Genomic DNA, 25,311 nt, shown 5'->3' with positions numbered 1-25,311 from the left:
AAAAACAACACGAAATGTCCTATAAGCCAAAAATTTATTCCACTTGATTCACTTCAACATTTTGATCGAAATTCCGGATCTCAATTCTGATACAGTATCCCCGTCTTTGTATGTTCTTTATACAAAAAGAAGGATGACCCATCCTTGGTAATGGAATGGGTCCTCCTTGGCCTGATTGTATATTTATTAGAACTGATTTCTTAGTCCAGAATATTCAATGCGTAAATACGGTATTCTTTTTCAAGTGCCTGCGACTTTTTAGCCATTTCGATCTGAAGATCAGATGCAGTATCATAATCTCCATCTTCAAGGGCTTCGTTCAGGCGGGTGCAGATGCACTTTTCTTCTTCTGTATCCTTGGCAAGTTCGATGCGGGCAGCTTTGATGGCTTTCCATCTCTTCTCGTCAAGTTTGTCATCGTTATCAAGTTTCTTGTAACCTTTGACAGCAGCTTCCGTTCCAGGAATGATACGGTCGATCAGTTCATTCTTCCAGCGGTAGAGGATGGAAGCGATGAAGGATTCAACGATATCCTTGGAAATGACATCATCTCTTGTAATGGATGCTACTTTGTCAGGATTTGCTCTCATGATGCGGACGTTTTCCCAGACGGTAGCCGGCGGTTTGCCAAATACAGCGTCTCTCTGTTCCTGATCGTAATCTTCGAATACGTTCTTTTCACAGCGGTATTCTCTGTCCTTGGAAAGGTAATCAGCATCCTCTCCTGCTGTCTTGGAAAGCTCAGCCAGGAGTTCATCCGGGCCTTTTCCAGAGTTCACTGCATATTCGATGCCGTCGAGAGCTGTCATGTAAAGGCAGGAAACAGCCATGTATGTATTGGTGAACGGGTTTGGGGCACGAAGTTCGAAGCGTGTTGCCTTCGGGTTTTCGGTATCGCGGATCAGGCCCATCAGGATGGATCTGTTTCTGGATGGAACTTCCGGAGAATGTCCGAGAGAAGTAACGATGCAGACCGGTGCTTCAAAGCCTGGTTTCAGTCTGTTGAAAGCATCTGTTGTTGAAGAAACAAACGGATTGGTTGCTTCATAGTTGTTGAGAATGCCCATGATGAAGCCATAGCCGACGGTGGAAAGAAAGTCAGCGCTCATGTCTTCCGGAGCAAGAAGGTTGATGGTCTTGCCGTTCTTAAGAAGAGCTGCAATGCCTACATGGGTATGTTCACCGCTTCCTGCTACGCCGATGATCGGCTTTGCACGGAAGGAAACGTCAAGGCCGTTTCTGCGGAATACCTCACGGATGACGATGCGGGCTTCCAGTTCGTTATCTGCAGCCTGCAGCGGGTTTGTCGAGAAAAGCCAGTCAAGTTCAAGCTGTTCGCATACGTCGAAAATGTGACCGTCATCATCGATCTTCGGCTTGATGCCTCCGACTTCCTTATGACCCATTTCAACGCGCATTCCGCGGGCATCCAGTTCTTCAATGGCCTGTTCCATAGCGGTACGGACATTGCCGCGCATGCGCTGCCAGTACTGTTCCTGCAGTCTCTGGGAAATGGAAAGGTGCTGAACGGTTTCTTTTTCGCTCGGCGTCTTTACCCAGAATTCAAGTTCAGTGCCGGTTGTAAATACGATATCCTGGATTTCAGAGAACGGGAAGTTTTCCATTCCCTTGACCTGTGCATCGGAAAGAAGCTTCTTGAGCTTTTCGGATACATATTCACAGGATTTCTTCAATACGGATCTGGAATCAATGAACTTGCCGTTATGGATCAGGAAGCATGGAATACGCAGCGTTCCGACCGGGCGGCCGTTTTCATCGGAAATATTTTCATCATTGTAATCAACGTACCAGTTGACGGTGCTGTCAGCGACCATGTCGACTCTGGCATCATTGAGTGTTGCAATGTTCATGAATACAACGGAGGATCCATCGGTCTGCACAGCTTTTCCTGCGAAGAAGTCCTCATAATCTTTCATAAAAATTTCAATCGGAATTTTCTCATCGGTATCGTTGCCTGCCAGATCGATTCCTACCAGAGATACGAATCTGATTTCCGGATGCTGTGTCAACAGGGACAGAACTCCTTCTTTTCCATATTGACCAGCGGGGATGCAGTACAGCAATTCTTTGTTCATCTTAGCCCTCCTGAAAAACTATCCACCATTTTTGTTTTCCCAGACTGCGCCTTGATAAAAATAAAATAAAGGAGACTCATCCCTTTCGGAATGAGTCTCCTTTGACGCAGCATATTAACTTATGTTCTAAGGATACACCACGCATCCTGCTTCTGTCAAGCACAGTCAAGCAAGAATCTTGCGCACGATCTGGTTAATTATCTTACCGTCCGCCTTGCCTTTAAGCTTTGCCATGACGGCCTTCATCACAAGGCCCATGCTTCTCTGCTCTGGATCCATTGCATCTACGACTGCTTTTACTACGGATTCAATTTCTGCTTCAGGCATTTCAGCCGGCAGGTATTTCTCCAGTACAGCAATCTCAGCTTTGGTCTGCTCAACCAGGTCTTCTCTTCCGGATCCGTCAATTTCAGCGAGAGTTTCCTTTCTCTGTTTGACTTCTTTCCGGAGAACAGCAAGAACCTGATCATCATTGAAGTCAGCGTGTCCGTCATCGATCTCAGCCTGTCTGATATGGGCACGAGCCATACGGATCGTATTCAGAGCAAGCTTTCCTTCTTCTTTTGCTTTCATGGCCGTTTTCATGTCGGCCATCAGCTGTTCCTTAATTGACAAAACGTATCACCTTGCAACCTGTTATTTAAACTTACGTTTTCTTGCTGCTTCAGATTTCAGTTTACGTCTAACGCTGGGCTTTTCATAATGTTCACGTTTTCTTACTTCAGAAAGAACCCCGGCTTTTTGGCAGGAACGTTTAAATCTGCGAAGAGCACTATCAAGAGATTCGCCCTTTTGAACTTTGATTTCAGACATCTATATCCCTCCCTCCCAATAAGACTGATGGGGTGCTATTGCACACTTATAAATTATAAATTAGAACCCTCTATATGTCAATTCCTATTTTCTAATTTATCAATCACGTGTTTCATTTACTGCAGGAAATCAATCGTTTGCCGGGAATGGAGGCCATCCCATTTCTCTGCCGCCGATAATGTGCGCATGGAAATGGAATACGGACTGGCCTGCCTTTTCACCGGTATTAATGACAAGGCGGAAGCCGTTTTCCTTCAGTCCTTCTGCTTCGGCAATCTTTTTGATGACGAGGAAAAAGTCAGCAAAGTTTTTATTGTATTCTTCATCAAATGCAAGAATGTTATCCACATGCTTCTTCGGGATCACCAGAATATGAACAGGTGCGCAGGGTTCAATATCCCTGAATGCGAACCAGTGTTCATCCTCATAAACTTTTGTGCTCGGAATTTCTCCGGCAGCAATTTTACAGAAAATACAGTCAGCCATTTTACTCCTCCTTCGCTAATACCCCTGAAAGGCCATCATCCGTCATCGTATCAATGAGTACGTTGTACATTCCGCCTCTTTCGACTCCCTGGCTTCTGATTGATACGCGGATGTATTCTTCTGTCAGCCCTTCAAAATATCCATCCTTGACCTCTTCGGCCAAGACGCAAACAGTTTTGCCCATGAAACGGGCTCTGTATTCACGCGAAATTTCCTTTTCGAGTTCCTGTACCCTGTGAACTCTCTGCTTCTTTATTTCATTCGGAACCTGATTCGGGTATCCGGCAGCCGGTGTTCCGGTTCTCTTGGAATACGGGAATACATGGATTCCGGAGAATTTAAGTTCCTTCAGCGTTTCCAGTGTCTCCTGGAACAGCTCCTCCGTCTCTCCCGGGAAACCGACGATGAGGTCGGTCGTGAGTGCAAGGCCCGGAATCTTTTCACGAAGTTCTGCAATGAGTCTCTTGTATTCAGGCAGGCGGTAATGACGGTTCATGCCGCGAAGGACGCTGTCTGATCCGGACTGGATGGGAAGATGAAGATGACGGCATACCTTCGGTTCATTCCTGATGATATCGATCAGTTCTTCTGAAAGTTCAACGGATTCAATAGAGCCGAGACGGATGCGGAGAAGATCCGGGATCTTGACCAGTTCTGATACAAGGCTGGAAAGAGACGTGCCGTCATGGAGATCCTTGCCGTAGTTTCCAAGGTGGATTCCCGTCAGGACGACTTCCCTGTAGCCTGTATCGACCAGGTTCCTGATTTCCTTGACTGCGTCTTCCTGCCTTCTAGATTTCAGCCTTCCTCTTGCATAGGGAATGATGCAGAATGTGCAGTAATTGTCACAGCCTTCCTGTACCTTGATGAAAGCTCTGGTCTTCACTTCCCCTTCGGGACGGACAAACATGTTTTCAAACGTGTTGACTTTCATGATGTCGACGACTTCATTCAAAGGCTTGCCTGCGCCTCTGGCCTCTTCCACATATTCCACAATGTGAGAACGGTTATGAAGACCTACGATGACATCGACGTCTCCCATTTTCTCAAAGACTTCCGGTGCAAGCTGTGCATAGCATCCGGCTACGGCAATGACAGCATCCGGGTGCTGGCGTCTGATGCGGCGCACCATCTGCCTTGATTTCCTGTCGCCGATGCTTGTGACGGAGCAGGTGTTGATGACATATACATCTGCATTCTTATAGTCTTCTACCTGGCTGTATCCCCCGTCAACAAAGAGGGTTCTCATGGCATCACTGTCATACTGGTTGACCTTGCAGCCAAGAGTAATGAATGATACGGTTTTCTCTGTGTTCATAATTTTATTTTCCATGGTTTTATTATATCACGAGTCAATCCCTGATGAGCGTCTGATTCAATCTCCTCAGGCATATAAATTCAGATAGGTAAGAAAAAAGCGGAAGCGCCCGGCTTCCGCCCTTCTTTTCATACAAGAAGCTCTAGGCTTTGGCTGCCTTAAGTTTCTTTCCTGTTTTTGCTTCTTTCGTTTCCTTGGCCTTGCGGTTTCTGTCGCTTGAAATATGTTCATTCCAGGTAACCCAGATGGACGTAGCCACGCAGACAGAGGAATAAGCGCCGGAAATGAAGCCGATCAGCATGACCAGGGCAAAGTTCTTTGTCGTATCCCCGCCGAAGAAATAAAGGGAAGCTACGCAGAAGAGTGTCGTTGTCAGCGTGTAAAGCGAACGGCGGATTGTCTGGTGAATGGAATCATTCGCCAGGACAGCATAACTGTCCGTACGCTTATGCGTATGCATCGCTTCACGGATTCGGTCGAATATGACGACAGATTCGTTCATGGAATAACCAAGAACTGTCAGGATAGCTGCCAGGAACGATGCATCCACTTCCAGATGGAAGAATGCAAAAATACCCAGAACCATCAGGATATCGTGCGTAATGGCGACAATTGCTGAAAGCGCGATCCTGTGTTCGAAACGGATCGACATGTAAAGGATCATTGCGCCGAAGGAAATGAGTACGTTGAGCAGTGTATTCTTCGTTACTTCGGAACCGATGACAGCACCGACCGTTTCCATACGCTTGAGCTCTGTCTGTCCGACTTCGCTGCTGACATCAGAAACGACCGTCTGTGCTTCTTCCGGGCTCAGGTTCTTTGTCCTGATGATGACATCATCACCGGATTCGCCCTGAACATTCTTGCCGGAAAGCTGGATGACTGCCGTCTCAAGACCGTCCTTGCGAAGACCGTCTCTGACCTGTTCGACAGTGACCGGCTTGCCAAATCCCAGTTCAAGGATGGTGCCGCCGGTAAAATCAATGCCCCAGTTAAAACCGAAGGTAACGATGGAAATGATGGAGAGTACGATCAGAATCCCTGAGAAAGAGAACCAGATCTTTCTTTTGGAAATGAAATCAAAGTTGTTAAACATTATCTGTCATACCCCCTTTCCCCGCCAAACCACCAGGGGTTATGAATCCAGTTGGCATCAATCAGGAGCATCAGGAGCGTGCGGCTGACGGTGATGGCTGTGAACATGGATACAGCAACGCCAAGGCCCAGTGTCAATGCAAAGCCCTTGACTGTTGCACTCCCCAGGAAGAAGAGGATGGCAGACGTAATGATGACCGTCATGTTCGCATCGAAAATCGTTACGAAAGCTCTCTTGAAGCCTGCCTGTACAGCAAGGCGGAGAATCTTGCCTTCCTGTATTTCTTCCTTGAATCGTTCAAATATGAGGACGTTCGCATCCACCGCCATACCTATGGACAATATGACGCCCGCTATACTTGGAAGCGTCAGTGTCGCATGGAGCAGGTACAAAACGCCTAAAAGAATCAGTACATATACCAGAAGCGCTGTATCAGCGACAAATCCGGATATGCGGTAAACTGCCAGCATAAACAGTACGACAAGCGAGAGGCCGATTGTAAATGCAACGATGGACTTGTCTTTGGAATCTTGTCCCAGGGACGGTCCTACTGTTCTTACTTCAAGGACAGACATCTTGACCGGCAGTGCGCCGCTTCTAAGAAGGATAGCCAGATCTTTGGCTTCTTCAAGTGTTCTCTGTCCGGTAATGACGGCTGCGCCGCCCGTAATGGCTTCATTGACGACCGGATTGGTCAGCATTTCACCATCAAGATAAATGCCGATATGTCTTCCGACATTGGCAGCAGTCAGGTCAGCAAACTTCTTTCCGCCTTCATCACTGAATTTCAGGGATACGAGCGGCTGCTTGTTCTGGCCGAGCTGTTCCTTGGCATCTTTCAAATCTTCGCCGGTCAGGCGGACATTTCCCTCTTCATCCTTGAACTGCAGGACGGCTGTCTTGCCGATCGTATCAATGGCCTTCTGCGGATCTTTCTCGCCCGGAAGTTCAATGATGATACGGTTGCTGCCTTCACGCTGGATGATTGGTTCAGTCAGACCCATTTCATTGACACGCTTCTGCATGATGTTGATGACCTGGGTAATGGCCTCCGGCGTAACCTTGTTCTGATCTGTATCTTCTGCCTGCATGACAATATGAGTCCCGCCCTGAAGGTCAAGGCCCTGACGGATATGTCCGGCAAGCCATCCGACGGTACATGCAAATATGCCGATAATCGCAAAAATGACTACGAAAAATCGAAGCAGAGCGCCCTTCCTCACGGGGCTTTTACTTTTCTTTTCCAAAACTTCAACCTCTTTTCGTAACGATGACAGATTTGTCGGTTACAATCTTCGCTATTTTCTGATCAAACGGTTCAGACGGGATATCCGGAATCACCTGGAAATCCCACAGGGCTGCCACTCTTTTCTCAAACGGGACGCGGGCAAGATATCTGTCATAATATCCTGCACCCATGCCGAGGCGGATTCCTTCCTGGCTGACAGCAAGTCCTGGTATCAATACCAGATCGAGCGATTCGGGACTGGTCACTTCATAACCGGCAGGAAGATTCCTAAGACCCAGCGGCCCTTTTTCGGAGTGTTCCATATCAATCAGGCGTCCTGCTTCCATCTGGCGCTCAGGAAGGCACACAGGAATGTAGACTTCTTTTCCATCAAGAAGAGCCTGCCTGATGAATCCGTCCAGATTGGATTCCCCTTTCATGGCAAGGAAAGCCATGATCTTTTTCGCGTTCTTGTATTCCGGAAGTGAAAGGATATTCTCTTTAAGAGAGGAACTCCTGCTCTCCGTTTCATTAGCAGAAAGAGCCCGCCTCATGGCGAGCATCTTCTGCCGAAGCCCCTTTTTCCTTTCGGAAATTGAAGGATTCGATTCTGTCATTTCTTTTCCTCTTTCGCCGGTGCCTTTTCAGTAGATTTAGCGTCTTCTTCGACAACTTCCTCAATGACCTCTGTGCCCGCATCTTTCGGATCATCTACTTCAACGACTTCTTCAACGATCTGAGTTTCGCTGCCGTCAGGATTCTGTACAGTCTTCACAGTTCCGTCGGCAACTGCCTTCTTGGCAGATTCTTCATCAATCAGCTTGACATCTCCATGCTGGATGGCAGATTTTTCAACTTTGATGACGACCTTCGGTGCAATTTCCAGTTCTACATACTTATCACGCAGAACCTTGATCACGCCGTGCACGCCGCCGGAAGTAACTACATGGTCTCCCCTCTTCAAGGACAGCAAAAATCTTCCTCTTTCAAGGCGCAGCTTCTTCTGCGGACGATACATGAAAAAGTAGAAAATGGCAATCAGGATCAGGAAAGGCCATACTAAACTCAAAAAGTTCATCGCTTGTTCCAATTCATTCACCTCCGTAAACTCATATCGTTTATTTTACCACAACAAATCGGGCTCTGTCTTTAATTTCTTTATCTTTTGTAGCCGCTCATGAAATTCTCACGGAATTCGCTGAAATTCCCGTCAATGATCGACTGGCGCATGTCTCTCATGAACTGCAGAAGGAAGTACAGGTTGTGGATCGTGGCCAGACGGAAAGCCAGAAGCTCTTCGGACTTGTACAAATGACGGATATACGCCCGGCTGTAATGCGTGCATGTATAGCAGTGGCATCCTTCCTCAAGCGGCGCCCAGTCTCTTTCGTACTTCTTGTTCTTCATGTTCATGCGGCCGCTGTGGACCATGGCCATCCCGTTTCTTGCCACGCGTGTCGGGAATACGCAGTCGAACATGTCGATGCCTCTTGCCACGCCTTCCACAAGGCAGTCCGGCGTTCCTACGCCCATGAGGTATCTTGCTTTATTTGTCGGAAGCCACTGCGTCGTGTATTCGAGGATATCGTACATGATGTCATGCGGCTCGCCTACAGAAAGTCCGCCGATGGCTATGCCGTCAAAGGGCCTGGAGGAAATTTCCAGTGCGCTTCTCTTTCTTAAATCCTTGTACATGCCGCCCTGCACGATGCCGAACATGCCGCGGTCTTCCCTTGTGTGCGCCTTGATGCATCTTTCTGCCCAGCGGGTCGTTCTTGCCGTGGACTGGTCCGCATACTTGTAATCGGCCGGATAAGGAATGCATTCATCAAATGCCATTGCGATATCGCTTCCGAGATCTTCCTGCGCATGGATGGATACTTCAGGGGACAGGAACTGTTTGGAGCCGTCAAGGAAGGAACGGAAATGGACGCCTTCCTCAGTGATTTTTCTCATAGCGCCAAGGCTGAATACCTGGAATCCGCCGCTGTCCGTCAGGATGCCCTTCGGCCAGTTCATGAAGGAATGAAGGCCGCCGGCTTCCCTGATAAGGTCTGTTCCCGGGCGGAGGAAAAGATGGTAGGTATTGGATAAAATGATCTGCGCTCCCATATCTTCCAGTTCTTCAGGCGTTACTGTCTTGACCGTCGCCTGCGTTCCTACCGGCATGAACATCGGTGTCTTGAACGTCCCGTGCGGCGTATGAAGGAGCCCTGCGCGCGCCCCTGTCTTCTTGTCTTCTGCAATCAGTTCGTAATTAATTACCATGGAATCGTTCCTTATCTGATAAACATGGCATCGCCAAAGCTGAAGAAACGGTATTTCTGGCGCACAGCTTCTTCATAAGCGGCCAGGATATGTTCTCTTCCTGCAAAGGAAGCCATCATCATAATGAGTGTGGATTCAGGGAGATGGAAGTTGGTGACGATGGCATCGACCATTTTCCACTGGTATCCCGGATAGATATAAAGCTGCGTCCAGTTGCTGCCACTCTTGAGCTTTCCGCTCTGGCCGGCAGATTCCAGCGTGCGGACGGACGTCGTGCCTACGGCAATGATCCTTCTGCCTTCTTCTTTGGCTTTATTGATCTTCTCAGCCGTTTCTTCGCTGACGGTGTACCATTCCTTATGCATCTCATGATCTTCAATATTCTCCTCCGATACCGGACGGAAAGTACCGATGCCGACATGAAGTGTTACAAAGAGGAGTTCTGCTCCTTTTTTCTTCATTTCTTCCATCAGTTCTGGCGTGAAATGAAGTCCTGCTGTCGGGGCTGCGGCCGATCCCTTGTACTTGGCATAGACGGTCTGGTATTCATCATTATTATCCAGCTTCTTATGGATGTAAGGAGGAGTCGGCATTTCACCGATCTGGTCAAGAAGGCTGTCAAAATTGCCGTTGTAATGGAATTCTACAAGGCGTCCGCCGAATTCTGTCTTGTCAAGGACCTTGCAGTAACAGTCATCGGAAAATTCAATTTCCGTTCCAGGAAGTGCTTTTCTTCCCGGGTTGACAAGGACTTCCCATACATCATTTCCCTTAGGAGTCAGGAGAAGCATTTCCACTTTTCCGCCGGTGTCTTTTTTCTTGCCATAGAGTCTGGCCGGAATAACCTTTGTGTTGTTGAATACGAAAATATCTCCTTTGCGGATTTCGTTCAGAATATCCCTGAATCCATGATGCTCCCACTCTCCCGTATTCTTATCGAGCATCATCAGACGGCAGGAATCTCTTGGTTCAGCCGGTTCCTGTGCAATTAATTCTTTTGGCAGATCGTAATTGAATTCTTCTAATTTCATTGCTTAATCTAACTCCCGTTTCTTTATAATTGATTGTTTCAGCATTTTTATGCTGAAGGCACGATTCAATAAATCTTCTCTATTTTTGTGCCTGTAAAATAATGGGACAAAATTGTTTTATAATAATTTTTCCCGTCACCATGCTTTTCAGCCATTGCCTCGGCTCCCCACTGGGAAAGCCCGAGCCCGTGTCCGTATCCATACCCTGTAATCGTCAGTTCTTTTCCCTTGGCAGAAATATCGAAAAGCGTGCTGTCCAGGCCGTAAAGCCTCTGCAGCCTTTCACCTGAAACGGTCGCACGTCCCTTCTTGCCGACAAAGACAACTGACTTGACGCGGCCGGAAATTCCCCTGTCGGAAGAATGATTGGCCTCGCCTTTTTTCAGATGGGATAATTTGATGCTCTTCAGGTCACCGATCTTGTATCCGGCATTTTCAAGGCTCTTGGTAAAAGATGCCCTCGTCATTGTTTTCTTCCATGGTGTCATGAGATAAGTGCTTGATTCTTCCTTGACGCCCCTTAAGTAAGGAATGACGGATCCCCATACATTTTCGCTGTTTTCGGTAAAGCCGCCGCCGCTTGAATGGAAAAGTGCATCGATCGGCTTTCCTGCATAGGTGACAACTTCACCGGCCGTTTCGGAAACTGCGCGGTTTGTAGCTGCTGTTTCCGCTGAAAAGCCGCGGTAGACCTGAGTCCTTGTATCATCGGTCACATCGTAGCCGGATGACCGGTATCCATTCCTGTGGTACGTCGCATAGGTGCGCGCGGCAACGGCCTGCGCCTTGATTGCATCCATTCTCCAGGATGGAACGATTTCACTTGGTACGACGCCCTTCAGGTAATCTTCCATGGGAAGCACATTGATGAGCGTGATTCCATTTCCCCATCTTGAGGGAATAGCCTTCATATCTCCCCTGTACTTGTTTCCCTTGACAAGAAAACCGGGCACATTGCGCGCGGGCGCGAAAAGAACCTCACGGCCTGCTTTTTTGCCGTTCACATACACATTGCTGCCTTTTCTCGTAAGGACTACGACAGAGCCTGTCTTGTACTTCCCGATGGTCTTTCCCCCGGCTTTTGCATTAAAGTCGGAAGCGCCGGCAAGGCGAAGTTCACATCCGGAAATGAGCCCTACTTCAATCAAAGGACTCGTGCTTATAGGCTTCTCGTCCTTTCTCTCTTCCTTTTCAGTCTTTGATCCGGCTTTTGAAATGGTCTTTTCATTTTGATAAGCCGTTTTCTTTACTGAAGGAGAAGCCGGCACGGCCGGCACTGACATATGCGTAATCGTTACAGGACGTCTCTGGATGGGAATCGCCTCGGCTTTTGCGCTGATGCCGGCACTTGCTGCCATAAGCGCTGCCAGGGCAATCGTAATGATTTTTCGTCTCATAGCGTTCACCTTCTGAAAAACAGGTTCAACAGAACCGTACCAACAATGCTGACTACAAGGCAGGATACCCATGGGAAGTAAACATCCGTATTGCCCTTGGAAAAATGAATATCGCCGGGAAGGTGCCCCAGAAAAGAAAGCTTTCCGCCTGCCATGAAAAACAGCCCGGCTGCAATACAAATAATTCCAAGGATAACAAGTGTCTTACCGATCCCCATCTGCTTCCTCCCTGAGAACCTCTTCCGGTTTCTTATCCCAGACGGCTCCGATATGGTCGTAAGCCGCTTTCATGGCAATCCTGCCGCGGGGCGTACGGGAGATGAAACCGATCTGCATAAGGTATGGTTCGCACACATCTTCAATCGTATTGCGTTCCTCGCTGACTGCGGCTGAAATCGTATCCACCCCGACCGGACCGCCGTTGAACTTGTAAATGATGCACTTCAGGATCTCATTGTCCAGATCATCAAGACCGATATCGTCCACATGGAGCGCTTCCATAGCTTCCGATGCGATTTCCGCTGTAATGGCGCTGTTTTTGATCTGTGCAAAATCACGGATCCTCTTCAGGAGCCTGTTGGCGATACGCGGCGTCCCCCTTGAGCGGCGGGCAATCTCTGCCGCCCCGCTCTCTTCAATCTCGATATTAAGAATACCGGCCGCGCGGGTGATGATGTGCTTCAATTCATCCGGTTCATAGAATTCCATATGATGATTGATCAGGAAGCGGTCACGCAAAGGTGCTGAAAGAGAGCCCGGTCTTGTCGTAGCACCGATCAGCGTGAACGAAGCGAGGTTGATGCGGACAGATGTCGCACCCGTCCCCTTTCCCATGACCAGATCAAGCGCGAAGTCTTCCATCGCAGAATAGAGGATTTCTTCGACGCTCCTGTTCAACCGGTGGATTTCATCAATGAAAAGGACATCATGTTCCTGCAGCGTGGTAAGAATGGCAGCAAGCTCGCCAGGACGCGCAATCGCCGGGCCGCTTGTCACCTTGAACTGTGAGCCCAGCTCATTGGCAATGATTTTGGCCATGGTCGTTTTCCCGAGCCCCGGAGGCCCGTAGAGAAGGACATGGTCCAGGGATTCGCCTCTCCCTTTGGCGGCTTCAATATAGACCTTCAGATTGTTCTTGAAGGCAGTCTGCCCGATATAATCGTCGAGACGCTGAGGACGGAGAGACGTCTGCCAGGCATCCTTGGAAGATTCTTCCGTGGAAACGATGCGTCCTGTGCTTCCAAGCACCTCTTCATCCTTTTCTCCGCCTAGGCTTTTTATGTATTTATTCTTCATGATTCATCTCCCCTAGCCCTGCGCTTTGCCAAACTCACGAAGCACAGCGCCGATCAAATCTGAAAGCGCAGGATGATCGGGCGCCAGTTTCTTAAGGAGAGGCAGCACTTCCTCACTGGAATAGCCGAGACCGGAAAGGGCGAGCGATGCCTGTCCTATAAGACCGCTGTCAGCTGCCGCGATATCTTCGCCATCCATTGAAACACCTTCCATTTCAAGATTTGCCACCTTGTCCTTCAGCTCGACGACCAGCCGCTCTGCTGTTTTCTTTCCGATTCCCGGAAGTTTCGTAAGAGCTGTCACATTTCTTGATACGATCGCGCAGACAAAGGCATCCGGCGTCATGGAAGAAAGGATGCCTATTGCCACTTTGGGGCCTATCTTGGAAACGGAAATCAGGATCAGGAACAAATCATATTCATCCTGCTCCGGAAATCCATATAAGAGTATAGCATCCTCGCGGACAGCCATGTATGTCAGAAGTCTTGCCTCTTCCCCGATATGGAGAAGAGATCTTGTTCTTTCCGAGATGAAAATCCTGTATCCAATCCCTCCGGTTTCAAGAAAGCATGCATCTTTTGGAAATCCGGAAACAATTCCTTTTATATATCCGATCATTTTTCCCTCTCAAACAAACTGCGGTGTTCCACATGATAAATGGCTGTAAGTCCGATGGCGAGCGCATCGGCAGCATCATCAGGGTCGATTTTCCTGGTAATATTCATCATCCGCATGACCATTTCAATGACCTGCTTCTTTGTCGCCCTGCCGTATCCCGCCATCTGCTGCTTGACCTGCAGCGGCGTCACGGGAATGATCGGCACATTCTGCCGGTAGCCTGCAAGAAGGATGACGCCCCTTGCCTGCGCGACCTTGATGCCGGTCGTGATATTCGTATTGAAATAAAGAGTTTCCACGCCCATGAATTCAGGACGGTATGTTGCAATGAGCTCTCCGATTCCTTCATAAACGATATTCAGACGTTCCAGATCGCTTTGATCCTTGAACGTTTCAATGACTCCGTAGTTAATGGGAATAATCTGGTTTCCCCGTTTCTCAACGACTCCGAAACCGCATCTTCCGGTTCCGGGATCAATGCCAAGTACCCTCATGGTCCCCCGTTTCTTCCTCCTGGACAGATTCATCCTTCGCGAATCAAATGACAGTTCTTCTTATTATATACTAAACTGCCAGATGATTCATAGTTTTTAAGAACATAGATTCCAAAGCCGCATGAATTCCCTGAAAGGATCCTGCAATGAAAAACCGCACGGCCCTAATTGCCGCGCGGTTTTATCAACAAGCCTTTATGCGAGTCCGTCTTTCATCAGATGTGCGTAGTGTTCCTGAATCTTTCTGGTAACAGGTCCCACTTCGCCGCTTCCAATCTTCTTGCCGTCAATGGAAAGAACTGGAACGATGCCGTCCTGTGTATTGGTCAGGAATACTTCTTCAGCATTCATCATGTCTTCGAGCTTGACCGGATCGGCTGCATCATCAATGGATGTTACGCCTGCGGTAGGAGCAACCCTTGTCAGGACAAGGGAGCGTGTAATTCCGCGGATCATATGCTCATTGGTAGCCGGTGTCCAGATGACGCCTGCCTTGACGATGCATACATTGGAATGGGATGCTTCAGTCAGAAGTCCGTCTTTAATGAAAATCGTATCATAAGATCCTTTTTTCTGTGCTTCTGCCCTTGCCATCATATTATCCAGCTGATTCAGGGAAAGGATATCGCAGTGATGTCCGCGGTCATCTTCTGCTGTAATGCAGGTGACGCCGTCCTGAACTTTTGCAATGGATGCTTCATCAAGCGGTCTTGCGTACACAAGAACGTTCGGCTGAAGTTTGTTTCTGGCCGGAATGGTGAAATCATGTTCACCAGTGCCTCTTGTTACGATAATCTTCATGAATCCTTCCTTGATTCCGGATTCATCAATGACAACTTCGGCAATTTCAGTAAATTCATCCGGTGCTGTGACAGGACGGATGCCTAAGAGTCTCATCGAACGGTACAGGCGGTCAGTATGATAGGACAGGGCAAATGGATGACTATTGAAAATGCGGATCCATTCATAGCAGCCGTCGCCGAACTGGAGTCCTCTGTCGTCAGCGCTGATAATTTTGGAAAAATCATAATAGAAATTGTGGTTGTAGTATATGGTAGTCTTGGTATCTGCCATACGTTTCACCTCCATACAGAAATAATTACTGGTTTCTTTATTATTATAACATCAATTATTCTTTTTCTGCTTTCAATTCCTTGATTTTATCGATGAAGCGCGGGATAAATTCCTTGATATCGGCTACAACGGCATAATCTGCCATAGCCATGATCGGCGCATTCGGGTCTTTGTTGACAGCAATGATAATATCCGCATTGACTGCGCACATATGCTGCATGACGCCGGAAATGCCGAAGGCAAAGTATACTTTGGGAGCTACGCCCTTGCCGGTCTGGCCGATCTGGTGGGATTTAGGCTCCCAGCCAAGTTCGCAGATCGGGCGGCTGCATCCAACGCTTCCGCCAAGAAGTTCAGAGAGCTCATAGAGCCTGTCCCATTCTTCCTTGCTGTGGAAACCGCGTCCGCCGGCCACGACGACCTTTGCCGTTTCAATCGGATGTTCATCCTTCTCGCCCTTAAGGATTTCCTTAAGGATGGTTCCGATGTCAGATTGTTCAAGTTCCACTTTGACATGGACAGCTTCGCCCTTTCTGGAAGCATCGGGAGCTGGCGAGCGGAAAATGCCAGGGCGTACCGTGCAGACCTGCGGACGGTAATCCGGGCTGATGATATCAGCCAGGATGTTGCCTGACATTGCCGGTCTTGAGCAGATGACAAGGCCCGTATCCTGATCGATGTCAAGTTCAGTGACATCAGCGGTTACGCCGCAGACAAGATCAGCGGCAATGCGCGGTGCCAGATCGCGTCCTTTCGGTGTTGCGCCGAAAATGACTGTGCTCGGTTTCTTTTCCCTGAAGAATTTGACAAGAACCTTCTGGTAAGCCTGTCCGTCATAATGTACAAGGAGCGGATCATCCATCACGTACACATGATCAGCGCCTAATGCAATGAGAGACTGCGGATCATCTTTCAGATCGCTTCCCAGAAGAACAACGGATACTTCTTCTCCGCTCTTGTCTGCCAGTGCTCTGGCTTCGCCTGTGAATTCGCCGGTAAACTTGCGGATATGACCATCAAAGAGGGCGCCAACGACATAAATGCCCTTATAATCAGAAAAATCCATAGCTGCCCTCCTTAAATAACATGTATTTTCTGCATAGCCGTGCAGAGCAAATCAACTGCTTCATCCGTCGTCTTTCCTTCAATGCGGAGGTTTTCCTTCTTCGGCGGAACGACAGGACGGACCTGCTTTACGCGTGTCGGAGAACCTGTAAGGCCGATGCGGGAAGGATCGACATCCAGATCAGCAGATGTCAGTTTATGGATTTCAACATGATCTTTCTTCATGATTCCCAAAACGCTTGGATAGCGGGGACGATTCAGCGATTCAGCCGTGGTAATGAGAGCCGGCAGCTTCATTTCGAGCACTTCATCCTCATCAGAGAGCTGTCTTCTGACTGTGATATATCCTTCTCTTTCATAAGAAATATCGACAGCGCCGCTTACATCAGGCATGCTGAGCGTTGCAGCGACTTCCGGTCCGATCTGGGCCGTGTTGCTGTCCAGGGACTCCTGTCCGCAGAAAATCAGGTCAAAGCTGCCCAATTTGCGGATGGCTGCTGCCAGAGTATAGCTCGTAGCCAGCGTATCAGCGCCGCCAAATGCGCGGTCTGTTGCCAGATATACGTCATCAGCACCCATGGAAACTGCATACTGGAGTACATGTTCAGCCTGCGGCGGTCCCATCGTCAGAACCGTTACTGTGCCGCCAACCTGATCGCGAAGAGCGAGAGCCGCTTCCAATGCATGAAGGTCCAGCGGGTTGATAATGCTGTTTGCATTATTCCTGTTCAAACGACCCGTATTCGGGTCAACTTCCATTTTGGAGGTGTCCACAACCTGTTTTACGCAAACCAGAAACCTCATAATAGCCCCCTTTAACAAGCTTATCTCTGAAAATAATCATTCGTCTTAGTATACCATACGGCGCATAAATCCGCATGAAATTATCATTTCGTTCAAATATTCCCTGATCCGGAATTCCTAAGGGCAACGGCTCTTTCTCCAAGAAGCATCCTGAAGTCCCTTTCGGCCTCTGATGAGTAGTTAACATAGAATTTCGGAGCTGCATGGATTTCCTGCCCGGTCCGCATCATATGCATGATGACCGGCGTTTTGCCATGGTGCTTCTGGAAAAGCCCTGCCAGTCTCAGGCTGACCTCATTGGAATCATGGGCGGCATCGATGTAAAGGTGAAGGACTCCGGCCGGAGACGGCGCGGATGCACGAAGCTTGTCAAGCGGGATGATTTCTTCAGCCAGTACCCTGACATCTCTTTCGTTGGCCTGCACGCGCCCGCGGATGGCAACAGCGGCATCTTCAGCAAGAATCGGCCTTACTGTTTCCCAAACAGACGGGAATACGACGGTTTCCACTTCGCCGTCATAATCTTCAATCGTGACATAGCCCATGGGCTGTCCCTTCTTTGTCATCGTGCCCTTGATGCGGGAAATCGTTCCGCCTATCGTCACCATCCTGCCGTCGTACTGATTTCCTTCTGCCGTCAGATGGTAAAGAGGCGTGCAGGCTTTGAGCTGTTCCTTATAGGAATCCAGCGGATGGCCGCTGACATAAAATCCCAGAAGTTTTCTTTCCCATTCGATTTTCTCTTTCGGGTCCATATCAGGAAGGTCCGGATAGACGATCGTCTCCGGCGTTTCTTCTCCTCCGAACAAGTTGAGCTGCCCGGATGCGCGTTCATTCCTGATCGACTGCGCATCTCCAAGCGCTTCAGGAAGCGCCGCCAGAAGCTGCGAGCGGTTGGCTCCCAAGGAATCCAGCGCGCCGCAGCGGATAAGGCTTTCACAGGCGCGGCTGTTAAGTCCCCTGTTGTCTGCCCTTTCTACGAAATCAGAAAGCGATTTGAACAAGCCGCCCTGTTTCCTTGCTTCGATGATAGAACGGACAGCGCCTTCGCCCACATTCTGTATGCCATCAAGGCCGAAGAGAATCTTATCGCCTTTGACGGAGAAATAAGCCTCTGACAAGTTGACATCAGGCGCAGCAATCACAACGCCTGCGCGGCGGGTGTCTGAAATATAGCGGCTGACCTTGTCGCGGTCTCCGTTGTAGCAGGTCATCATGGCCGCCATGAATTCTGGACGGTAATGCGCCTTCAGGTAAGCCGTCTGCCAGGCAATCCATCCATAGCACACGCTGTGAGATTTATTGAAACCGTAACCGGCAAAGTGCACCATGAGATCGAAGACATAGTTGGCCGTGCGGTCATCGACGCCGTTGGCAACAGCGCCGTCGACGAACGTTTCCCTGTTCTGCTGCAGGATTTCAGGTTCCTTATGGCCCATAGCACGGCGGAGCATATCTGCCTGTCCAAGGCTGAACCCGCCCATGACGGATGCAATCTGCATGACCTGTTCCTGATAAAGGATGACCCCGTACGTTTCCTTCAAAATCGGTTCCAGTGAAGGATGCGGATATTCGACAGGAATCTTGCCGTGTTTTCTCTTGATGAAATCTTCTGCCATGCCGCTTCCAAGAGGCCCCGGACGGTAAAGTGCAACCATCGGGATCAGGTCTTCGAAACGCTCCGGATGAAGCTGCATGAGAAGGCTTGTAAAGCCGGAGGATTCTGACTGGAATACGCCGATCGTATCACCGTCGCAGAGCATTTTGCATGTTTCTTCATCTTCGCTTGGTATCTTGTTGATATCAAGATCGATGCCCCTGTTTTCTCTGATCATTTCAAGTGCATCATGGATGACTGTCAGGTTCCTGAGGCCCAGAAGATCCATTTTCAAAAGCCCAAGCTGTTCGACCTGGTCCTTTTCATACTGCGTCTGGATGAACCCGTCCTGCGTCAGCTGGATCGGCACATATTCTTCTACAGGCTTGGAGCAGATGACGACTCCGGCTGCATGCGTGCCGGAGTTCCTTGAAATCCCTTCCAGGTCAAGGCAGTGATCGATTAGGCAGTGGACCGTCGTATCAGAATCATAGAGATCCCTGAACTCGCGGGATCCTTCCATCGTCTTCTTCAAAGTGACGCCCGGGCCGACCGGCACCATCTTTGCAATCCTGTCCACTTCGCGAAGCGGCATATTCGTTACTCGGCCTACATCCCTGATGACGGCCCTTGCCGCCAGAGTGCCGAATGTAATGATCTGCGCCACCTGATCGGAGCCGTACTTCCTTGCAAGATACTCAATGACCTCGCCCCTTCTCCTGTAGCAGAGGTCCGTATCAATATCAGGCATGGAAACGCGGGCCGGATTCAGGAATCGTTCAAACAGGAGGTCGAAGCGGAGCGGATCGACTTCCGTAATATGAAGGAGGTAGGAAACGATGCTTCCTGCCGCACTTCCCCTTCCAGGGCCTATCGGAATACCATGGGATTTTGCATAATGGATGAAATCCATGACAATCAGGAAGTAGTCGGAAAATCCCATCTTGTCGATGACGCCGAGCTCATAATCCATGCGGCTTCTTTCCTTGTCAGTAACGATAGCGTACCTCTCGGGAAGTGCTTTTTCGCAGAGCTTTCTCAAATACGATGCAGCAGTCTCTCCTTCAGGCACGTCAAAGGAAGGGAGCTTGTGCTCACCGAAAGTAAGCTCCACATTGCAGCGGTCCGCAATGACCCTCGTATTTTCAATAGCGCCGGGGAAATTTCCTAAAATGGCGCGCATCTCATCCCCGCTCTTGCAGTAGAATTCATCATTGGCAAAATGGAAATGATACGGATCATCCAGCGTCTTTCCCGTGGAAATGCAAAGCTTGATTTCCTGGCTTCTTGCATCTTCCTTTTTCGTATAATGGAAATCGTTTGTCGCAACCAGCCCAAGTCCGTATTCTTTGGCAAGACTTGCCAGTACAGGACGGACAGCCGCTTCTTCAGGAAGACCGTGGTTCTGGATTTCAAGGAAGTAGTTATCCTTGCCAAACGTATTGATGTAGAATTCAATGACCTTCCTTGCCTCATCCATATCGCCATTCAGGATAGCCTGCGGCACTTCCCCGCCTACGCAGGCAGATGTCACGATAAGGCCTTCATGATACTTTTCAAGGAGCTCATGATCGGCTCGCGGGCGGTGGTAATAGCCTTCCGTCCATGCTTTCGAGCATATCTTGATCAGATTCTGATATCCTTCATTATTTTCAGCAAGCAGGATCAGGTGGGCCAGTTTTTCCTTCCCGTTTCCGGACTTGTCAAAGCGGCTTCCCCTCGTGACATAGATCTCACAGCCGATAATCGGCTTGATTCCCTGCTTGATGCATTCCTTATATAAGTAAATGGCGCCGTACATCACGCCGTGGTCGGTAATGGCAAGCGCGGTCTGTCCCATTTCCTTCACATGGGAAACGAGCTCTCCGATGCGGCTGATTCCGTCAAAGAGGCTGTATTCAGTATGCGAATGCAGATGTACGAAAGGATCCAATCTCTTCACTTCACTTTCGGTAATTTAAAAAGCTGTTTTTATCATTTTACCATACGCATAAAGGCAGGCCGCCTGAAAGAAAACACAAAAAAGCTGCAGGTTTCCCCGCAGCCTTATTGCTTACTCGTCTTTTCCGTCTTTTTTGTCTTCCTTGTCGGAAACCTTCTTCAGAACGACGGATGCACCGTTTTTCTCAGCTTCAAACTTGTCTTCTTCCGATAAATGTTCCGAATCAAGAACAATCTTGACGCCCATGCGGTCAAGCATTTCATCGATGGTATGCTGTGTTTTGTATAATTCGCCCATAATATGCCTCCAGGGATTCCCCTTTAAATATGGTCACGCCATTCATATTCCTGCTTTTTCCTGATCTGCTTCCAGACAAATGCGCCAAGCGACCAGACGATGGCAAGGACAAGCAGTGCCGTTCCAGGTGCTGCCGCCATTGCGCTCTTCAAAGCCCCTACTTCTACTTTATAAAGAAGCGGGATCTTCACGGCATAGGCAGAAAGGTAAATGGAAATGGCAAAGAATGAAGATAAATAAGCAGCGGCAAGTCCTACCTTCACATGCCTGCTTCTTGTAAAGAAGAAAGCAACGAGGAAAAGGATAGCTGTTGCGACAAGGCCCATCCAGAAGAAACTTCCGTACATATGGGAACTTCCCACGTTAGATTTGAGAAGTATCGCCAGAATAATGTAAACGACAACCGTCAGGACGCTTGCCACAAGGAATGCAGCGCGGAAGCGCTCACCCAAAGGATTCACCACTTTGACAGCGCCGTAGAGGCATCCAAGCTGGAATGCGGCAAGGATCATCCATAATGCGCAGAAAATACCAAGGACTGTCACAAAGGATCCATCATCCATGATGAAGGATGAACCGGAAAGCCCCATGAGGCCCAGACCCAGGAATGAGAAGATGCTGAATGCCTTCACAACAATGGGAGACGAAAAAGCATCCTGAAGGAACGATGCAGCCAGCCGGAGCAAAGCCCCCAGTACGACGAACACGCAGAGCACGATATTCCCCGAATGGATCGGCGTTTCCGAAGCCGTCGGAATGGCGGCGCTCAGCATGAATAATCCAAGGAAAAACCAAAGTTCATTGCCATCAAGGCCAGGCCTTAAAAGACCGATGATGGCTTTATTTTCTTCACGGTTCCTGCTGACAATCGGAGCCGCAAGGCAAAGGCCCCAGTCCGCTGCCTCCAATATCATATATAGTCCAAAGAAACACAATGGCAGCAATAATGCATTCGATTCCATAAATCCCCTCCGTCAATGTGCCGGCACCTGCCGGAAAATTCATTTCCATACACATTGAAAGTATACCACATCCCCATTATGCGCGACAAAAATATTTCATTTCACAAAAGCAAATCGGGGGATTCCATTAGAAAAAGCTGCCGAAGCAGCTTTCCCATTAATTATTTTCAACGCCGAGTTCGTGTTCGATCACGGATGCGATATCATCAATGATTCTTTCGAGCTGGTTGATTTCTTTCCCTTCGCCCATGACGCGGATCAAAGGTTCCGTACCGGATGCACGGACGAGGATGCGCCCGTCGCTTCCCAGTTCCTCTTCGCCGGCCTTGATGGAATCGCTGATCAGTTCATTATCCTGCCAGCCGTTCTTGCTGTACACCCTGACATTTTTCAAGATCTGCGGATAGGTCACCATCAGATGATTCATTTCCGAAAGCGGCTTGTTCCACTTCTCCATGACTTTAAGTGTCTGGACAGCCGTAATGAGACCGTCGCCTGTCGTATTGAATTCCGGGAAAATGATGTGGCCGGACTGTTCTCCGCCGATGGAGTAATTGTGCTTCATCATTTCTTCAAGAACGTAACGGTCGCCGACCTGTGTGGATACGGTCCTGCATCCATGCTCTCTGAGCGCTTTGCCAAATCCAAGGTTGCTCATGACAGTTCCGACAACCATGGAATCATTGAGTCTTCCTTCTTCCTTCATCTCAAGGGCATTGATCAGCATCAGATGATCGCCGTCCAGGACTTCGCCCTTTTCATCAACGAAAAGGCAACGATCTGCATCGCCGTCATTGGCAATGCCGCAGTCAGCACCGAGTTCAACGACGGTCTTCTGCAGTGTTTCCATATGCGTGGAACCGCAGCCGTTATTGATATTCACGCCGTTGGGTTCACGGAAAATGGCAGTCACGTCAGCGCCGAGTTCTCTTAAGATTTCCGGCAGGAAATCGCTGGCTGCGCCATTGGCGGAATCTGTTACGATCTTCATTCCTTCAAAGCTGCAGGTGACAGTAGATTTGACGTAATCCCTGTACTTGGCAGCCAGTTCAGGGCTCTGGCGGATCGTTCCGATGCCGTCGCCTGTCGGGCGGATGATTTCTTCATCATGACGGAGAATATTTTCAACTTCTTCTTCCGTACGGTCCGGCAGTTTGTACCCTCTCTTGTCAAAGAACTTGATCCCATTATCCGGGAACGGATTGTGTGAAGCAGAAATAACGACGCCTGCATCATAGCCTTCCGTTTTTGTCAGATAAGCAACACCAGGCGTTGGAATCACGCCGACGATATCAACATCGATTCCGGATGCGCATAATCCGGCAGAAATGGCAGCGGTCAGCATCGGACCGGAAACACGTGTGTCCATGCCGATCAGGAAACGATGACTTTTGCCTGATTTACAGAAATAAGCGCCAGCCGCGCGTCCCAGCTGGTATGCCAGTTCCGGCATGAGTGTAGAATTGACCAGTCCGCGGACGCCGTCCGTCCCAAATAAAGTAACCATTTAAGTTCCTCCCAAAATCATACAAATAACCTAACAAGCATACCCCTAAAGTATCATTTCGTCAAGATGTACGATTCATACTTTATTTTGCAGTAAAGGAGGGTAAACCTGCCCGAAAGGTACTGCCTGTCAATCCTTCTCTATCTTGATGGTAACCGTTACCTGCGGCACAGCCACGCTTCCTCCCAGAGGAGCCGGTACATTCACCGTCTGAACGACATCCTTGCTTGCTCCCGTCACGTCGATGGGATCGAGCTCGATGGCCTTGTTCTTGTCAAAGTAACTGATCGGAGCCGTTACCGTTGCAACCGGAGGCGTAACGATGACATCCGTAATACGGTAGCCTTTGGCTACTTCACCCTTCGTCGATGCCTTTACCTGAAGGTTCCCGACCTTCTGGTTTTCCTTGACGTTCACAGAAACCTTGACCTGGCTTGGCATGATTTCAAGGCCGGTCACTGTATTTCCGTCAGCATCCAGAATATTGACGGAATCAAACTCGGTGAAGTTCTTGTCTTTTCCTGCAATATTGACAGAAACAACGGCTCTGTTGGCTTCAGAAATCTTGGAAGAGCTGCCTGCAATCATGATGGACCCGGGCGTTACCTTATTGTCCCCCACGGTGAAGTTCGGGTCAGGGTTGCCGAAGATCTCAACCGTAGCCGGCAGGGATTTCACTGCGTACGTATCCACATTCAGATTGAAGAACTGCGGGGATACGGAGAGGACTGTTTCATCGCCCGGAACGGAAACATGGATCTGCGTATTGGGATGATCGCCGTCCGTCACACCGGAAAGATCCACGTAGGCTTTGATATCATCCGTACGGAGAGATATCATATCGCTTCTGGACATCCTGATTTTTACGCGCACCTTCGAAGGCACATTCGTTGCAACAAGCGAACGGTCCAGGTTTCTGACCTCGACAGGAATCGTATATGTGTTTTCCATGACAGGGTTCTGTTCATTCATGACATAAACCCAAAAAGCACAGGCTGCTATTAAACAAAGAAGCTTAGGCAGCCACCACTGCGTTCTTGAATATTTCATTTAAGCGGACTCCATTTCTGCAGCACATCACTGACGCCCTTCGGCTTGCTACGCATCAGGTAATTTCTAAGGACATTCCTGAGGCTCTCTGCATCCTGGCCGCGATGGATATTGCCGCCATAGGTGTAGGAAACGATCCCTGTTTCTTCACTGACGACGACGACAACGCAGTCTGCCTGCTCAGACATGCCGATAGCAGCGCGGTGGCGCGTGCCCAGTTCGGAAGAAAGACTATGGTCTCTTGTCAGAGGAAGAAGGCATCCTGCTGCCATGACCCTGTTTTCCCTGATGATGACCGCTCCGTCATGAAGCGGTGTATTGACGATGAAAATATTTCCGAGAAGTTCCTTGGAGACAAGGCCCTCGATACGGATGCCCGTATCAATCCTGTCATCAAGGCCGACGCTTCTTTCAAAAACGATAAGAGCACCGATCTTATTGGCTGACATGATCATGGCTGCTTCTACGACATCCCCGATGACATGATCCCATTCCACATCATTCATCATGCGTGAGGAAACGTAGAACTTGCCACGGCCGATCTGTTCAAGGGCACGGCGGAGTTCCGGCTGGAATACGACGGGGAGGGCGACAATAAGGACCGTCATAAGTTTGTCCAGGATCCAGCTGACGACATGGAGCTGCAGCCATCCGGCCAGGACAGTGAAAATTCCCAGGAAAATGAGCCCTTTCAGAAGAGCTGTCGCGCGTGTATCGCGGATGAGGATATATATACGGTATAAGAAAAATGCAACGACCAGGATATCCAGGACATCCCACAGGCGCATCGTCATGAACAAGCCTTGAATCTGACTCAGCATAAAAACTCCTTTTAAGCTGTATGCAATAGTAAACGAATAAATTAGATTGAC

At 49.1% G+C, this 25,311-nt stretch carries 25 protein-coding genes; all 25 read right to left on the bottom strand.

Annotated features, from left to right (window positions below; translation table 11 throughout):
- Positions 1-200: 200 nt before the first annotated feature.
- A complete protein-coding gene (locus M3200_RS01650; protein ID WP_022381801.1) occupies positions 201-2,096 on the bottom strand; it encodes a type I glutamate--ammonia ligase in 1,896 nt (631 codons plus the stop codon).
- A 165-nt stretch (positions 2,097-2,261) separates the two neighbouring features.
- Complete coding sequence (locus M3200_RS01645; RefSeq protein WP_288178073.1) at positions 2,262-2,711, bottom strand: GatB/YqeY domain-containing protein; 450 nt, start codon at positions 2,709-2,711, stop codon at positions 2,262-2,264.
- A gap of 21 nt (positions 2,712-2,732) precedes the next feature.
- On the bottom strand, positions 2,733-2,909 hold the full coding sequence (gene rpsU, locus M3200_RS01640) for a 30S ribosomal protein S21 (protein ID WP_022381799.1): 177 nt from the start codon (positions 2,907-2,909) through the stop codon (positions 2,733-2,735).
- A 129-nt stretch (positions 2,910-3,038) separates the two neighbouring features.
- Positions 3,039-3,395: a histidine triad nucleotide-binding protein gene (locus M3200_RS01635; protein WP_022381798.1), complete on the bottom strand. Its 357-nt coding sequence runs from the start codon at positions 3,393-3,395 to the stop codon at positions 3,039-3,041.
- A gap of 1 nt (position 3,396) precedes the next feature.
- Positions 3,397-4,713, bottom strand: coding sequence for a tRNA (N(6)-L-threonylcarbamoyladenosine(37)-C(2))-methylthiotransferase MtaB (mtaB, locus tag M3200_RS01630; protein WP_022381797.1), 1,317 nt, complete (start codon positions 4,711-4,713; stop codon positions 3,397-3,399).
- Positions 4,714-4,855: 142 nt separating this feature from the next.
- The gene (gene secF / locus M3200_RS01625; protein ID WP_022381796.1) at positions 4,856-5,809 is read right to left on the bottom strand and encodes a protein translocase subunit SecF; all 954 of its coding nucleotides are present in this window, start codon (positions 5,807-5,809) and stop codon (positions 4,856-4,858) included.
- Positions 5,809-7,032, bottom strand: coding sequence for a protein translocase subunit SecD (gene secD, locus M3200_RS01620; RefSeq protein ID WP_108850900.1), 1,224 nt, complete (start codon positions 7,030-7,032; stop codon positions 5,809-5,811). Before secD ends, secF begins: the two co-directional genes overlap by 1 nt.
- A 28-nt stretch (positions 7,033-7,060) precedes the next feature.
- Positions 7,061-7,654, bottom strand: a complete 594-nt coding sequence (locus M3200_RS01615; protein ID WP_022381794.1) for a 5-formyltetrahydrofolate cyclo-ligase — start codon at positions 7,652-7,654, stop codon at positions 7,061-7,063.
- On the bottom strand, positions 7,651-8,115 hold the full coding sequence (yajC, locus tag M3200_RS01610) for a preprotein translocase subunit YajC (RefSeq protein WP_108850901.1): 465 nt from the start codon (positions 8,113-8,115) through the stop codon (positions 7,651-7,653). The genes M3200_RS01615 and yajC overlap by 4 nt, the downstream gene beginning before the upstream one ends.
- A gap of 80 nt (positions 8,116-8,195) precedes the next feature.
- Positions 8,196-9,305, bottom strand: a complete 1,110-nt coding sequence (gene tgt, locus M3200_RS01605; protein WP_022381792.1) for a tRNA guanosine(34) transglycosylase Tgt — start codon at positions 9,303-9,305, stop codon at positions 8,196-8,198.
- An 11-nt stretch (positions 9,306-9,316) separates the two neighbouring features.
- Positions 9,317-10,336: a tRNA preQ1(34) S-adenosylmethionine ribosyltransferase-isomerase QueA gene (queA, locus tag M3200_RS01600; RefSeq protein WP_022381791.1), complete on the bottom strand. Its 1,020-nt coding sequence runs from the start codon at positions 10,334-10,336 to the stop codon at positions 9,317-9,319.
- A 65-nt stretch (positions 10,337-10,401) separates the two neighbouring features.
- On the bottom strand, positions 10,402-11,733 hold the full coding sequence (locus M3200_RS01595; protein WP_022381790.1) for a SpoIID/LytB domain-containing protein: 1,332 nt from the start codon (positions 11,731-11,733) through the stop codon (positions 10,402-10,404).
- A 5-nt stretch (positions 11,734-11,738) separates the two neighbouring features.
- On the bottom strand, positions 11,739-11,951 hold the full coding sequence (locus M3200_RS01590; RefSeq protein ID WP_022381789.1) for a DUF2905 domain-containing protein: 213 nt from the start codon (positions 11,949-11,951) through the stop codon (positions 11,739-11,741).
- Positions 11,938-13,029 carry a Holliday junction branch migration DNA helicase RuvB gene (gene ruvB, locus M3200_RS01585; RefSeq protein WP_022381788.1) on the bottom strand — a complete coding sequence of 364 codons (1,092 nt, stop codon included), beginning with the start codon at positions 13,027-13,029 and terminating at the stop codon, positions 11,938-11,940. Before ruvB ends, M3200_RS01590 begins: the two co-directional genes overlap by 14 nt.
- A 12-nt stretch (positions 13,030-13,041) precedes the next feature.
- Positions 13,042-13,647: a Holliday junction branch migration protein RuvA gene (gene ruvA / locus M3200_RS01580; protein WP_022381787.1), complete on the bottom strand. Its 606-nt coding sequence runs from the start codon at positions 13,645-13,647 to the stop codon at positions 13,042-13,044.
- On the bottom strand, positions 13,644-14,141 hold the full coding sequence (gene ruvC / locus M3200_RS01575; protein WP_287536675.1) for a crossover junction endodeoxyribonuclease RuvC: 498 nt from the start codon (positions 14,139-14,141) through the stop codon (positions 13,644-13,646). Before ruvC ends, ruvA begins: the two co-directional genes overlap by 4 nt.
- 195 nt (positions 14,142-14,336) lie before the next feature.
- Positions 14,337-15,215 carry an aminotransferase class IV gene (locus M3200_RS01570; RefSeq protein ID WP_022381785.1) on the bottom strand — a complete coding sequence of 293 codons (879 nt, stop codon included), beginning with the start codon at positions 15,213-15,215 and terminating at the stop codon, positions 14,337-14,339.
- A 55-nt stretch (positions 15,216-15,270) separates the two neighbouring features.
- Positions 15,271-16,281, bottom strand: a complete 1,011-nt coding sequence (locus M3200_RS01565) for an electron transfer flavoprotein subunit alpha/FixB family protein (RefSeq protein ID WP_022381784.1) — start codon at positions 16,279-16,281, stop codon at positions 15,271-15,273.
- A gap of 11 nt (positions 16,282-16,292) precedes the next feature.
- Positions 16,293-17,084: an electron transfer flavoprotein subunit beta/FixA family protein gene (locus M3200_RS01560; protein ID WP_022381783.1), complete on the bottom strand. Its 792-nt coding sequence runs from the start codon at positions 17,082-17,084 to the stop codon at positions 16,293-16,295.
- 92 nt (positions 17,085-17,176) lie between these two features.
- Complete coding sequence (locus tag M3200_RS01555; protein WP_288178072.1) at positions 17,177-20,614, bottom strand: DNA polymerase III subunit alpha; 3,438 nt, start codon at positions 20,612-20,614, stop codon at positions 17,177-17,179.
- A gap of 120 nt (positions 20,615-20,734) precedes the next feature.
- Positions 20,735-20,920 (bottom strand): hypothetical protein, encoded by a 186-nt coding sequence (locus M3200_RS01550; RefSeq protein WP_022381781.1) that lies wholly within the window; start codon positions 20,918-20,920, stop codon positions 20,735-20,737.
- Positions 20,921-20,943: 23 nt separating this feature from the next.
- Positions 20,944-21,882, bottom strand: coding sequence for a cytochrome d ubiquinol oxidase subunit II (locus M3200_RS01545; RefSeq protein ID WP_022381780.1), 939 nt, complete (start codon positions 21,880-21,882; stop codon positions 20,944-20,946).
- Positions 21,883-22,039: 157 nt separating this feature from the next.
- Positions 22,040-23,389, bottom strand: a complete 1,350-nt coding sequence (gene glmM / locus M3200_RS01540; RefSeq protein WP_022381779.1) for a phosphoglucosamine mutase — start codon at positions 23,387-23,389, stop codon at positions 22,040-22,042.
- 129 nt (positions 23,390-23,518) lie between these two features.
- On the bottom strand, positions 23,519-24,439 hold the full coding sequence (locus M3200_RS01535; protein ID WP_022381778.1) for a CdaR family protein: 921 nt from the start codon (positions 24,437-24,439) through the stop codon (positions 23,519-23,521).
- On the bottom strand, positions 24,436-25,260 hold the full coding sequence (cdaA, locus tag M3200_RS01530) for a diadenylate cyclase CdaA (protein WP_022381777.1): 825 nt from the start codon (positions 25,258-25,260) through the stop codon (positions 24,436-24,438). The genes M3200_RS01535 and cdaA overlap by 4 nt, the downstream gene beginning before the upstream one ends.
- Positions 25,261-25,311 lie beyond the last annotated feature (51 nt).

It is taken from the genome of Dialister sp. CAG:357 (assembly GCF_000435155.1).
GTDB classification, from domain to species: Bacteria; Bacillota; Negativicutes; order Veillonellales; family Dialisteraceae; genus Dialister; species Dialister hominis.
This window is presented reverse-complemented; position numbering and strand designations above follow the sequence as displayed.

Coding starts and splice junctions, on each gene's coding strand:
- M3200_RS01650 (WP_022381801.1), bottom strand. CDS start 2,096: ATGAACAAAGAATTGCTGTACTGCATCCCCGCTGGTCAATATGGAAAA.
- rpsU (WP_022381799.1), bottom strand. CDS start 2,909: ATGTCTGAAATCAAAGTTCAAAAGGGCGAATCTCTTGATAGTGCTCTT.
- M3200_RS01635 (WP_022381798.1), bottom strand. CDS start 3,395: ATGGCTGACTGTATTTTCTGTAAAATTGCTGCCGGAGAAATTCCGAGC.
- mtaB (WP_022381797.1), bottom strand. CDS start 4,713: ATGAACACAGAGAAAACCGTATCATTCATTACTCTTGGCTGCAAGGTC.
- secF (WP_022381796.1), bottom strand. CDS start 5,809: ATGTTTAACAACTTTGATTTCATTTCCAAAAGAAAGATCTGGTTCTCT.
- M3200_RS01615 (WP_022381794.1), bottom strand. CDS start 7,654: ATGACAGAATCGAATCCTTCAATTTCCGAAAGGAAAAAGGGGCTTCGG.
- yajC (WP_108850901.1), bottom strand. CDS start 8,115: ATGAACTTTTTGAGTTTAGTATGGCCTTTCCTGATCCTGATTGCCATT.
- tgt (WP_022381792.1), bottom strand. CDS start 9,305: ATGGTAATTAATTACGAACTGATTGCAGAAGACAAGAAGACAGGGGCG.
- queA (WP_022381791.1), bottom strand. CDS start 10,336: ATGAAATTAGAAGAATTCAATTACGATCTGCCAAAAGAATTAATTGCA.
- M3200_RS01595 (WP_022381790.1), bottom strand. CDS start 11,733: ATGAGACGAAAAATCATTACGATTGCCCTGGCAGCGCTTATGGCAGCA.
- M3200_RS01590 (WP_022381789.1), bottom strand. CDS start 11,951: ATGGGGATCGGTAAGACACTTGTTATCCTTGGAATTATTTGTATTGCA.
- ruvB (WP_022381788.1), bottom strand. CDS start 13,029: ATGAAGAATAAATACATAAAAAGCCTAGGCGGAGAAAAGGATGAAGAG.
- ruvA (WP_022381787.1), bottom strand. CDS start 13,647: ATGATCGGATATATAAAAGGAATTGTTTCCGGATTTCCAAAAGATGCA.
- ruvC (WP_287536675.1), bottom strand. CDS start 14,141: ATGAGGGTACTTGGCATTGATCCCGGAACCGGAAGATGCGGTTTCGGA.
- M3200_RS01570 (WP_022381785.1), bottom strand. CDS start 15,215: ATGGCAGATACCAAGACTACCATATACTACAACCACAATTTCTATTAT.
- M3200_RS01565 (WP_022381784.1), bottom strand. CDS start 16,281: ATGGATTTTTCTGATTATAAGGGCATTTATGTCGTTGGCGCCCTCTTT.
- M3200_RS01560 (WP_022381783.1), bottom strand. CDS start 17,084: ATGAGGTTTCTGGTTTGCGTAAAACAGGTTGTGGACACCTCCAAAATG.
- M3200_RS01550 (WP_022381781.1), bottom strand. CDS start 20,920: ATGGGCGAATTATACAAAACACAGCATACCATCGATGAAATGCTTGAC.
- M3200_RS01545 (WP_022381780.1), bottom strand. CDS start 21,882: ATGGAATCGAATGCATTATTGCTGCCATTGTGTTTCTTTGGACTATAT.
- glmM (WP_022381779.1), bottom strand. CDS start 23,389: ATGGTTACTTTATTTGGGACGGACGGCGTCCGCGGACTGGTCAATTCT.
- M3200_RS01535 (WP_022381778.1), bottom strand. CDS start 24,439: ATGAAATATTCAAGAACGCAGTGGTGGCTGCCTAAGCTTCTTTGTTTA.
- cdaA (WP_022381777.1), bottom strand. CDS start 25,260: ATGCTGAGTCAGATTCAAGGCTTGTTCATGACGATGCGCCTGTGGGAT.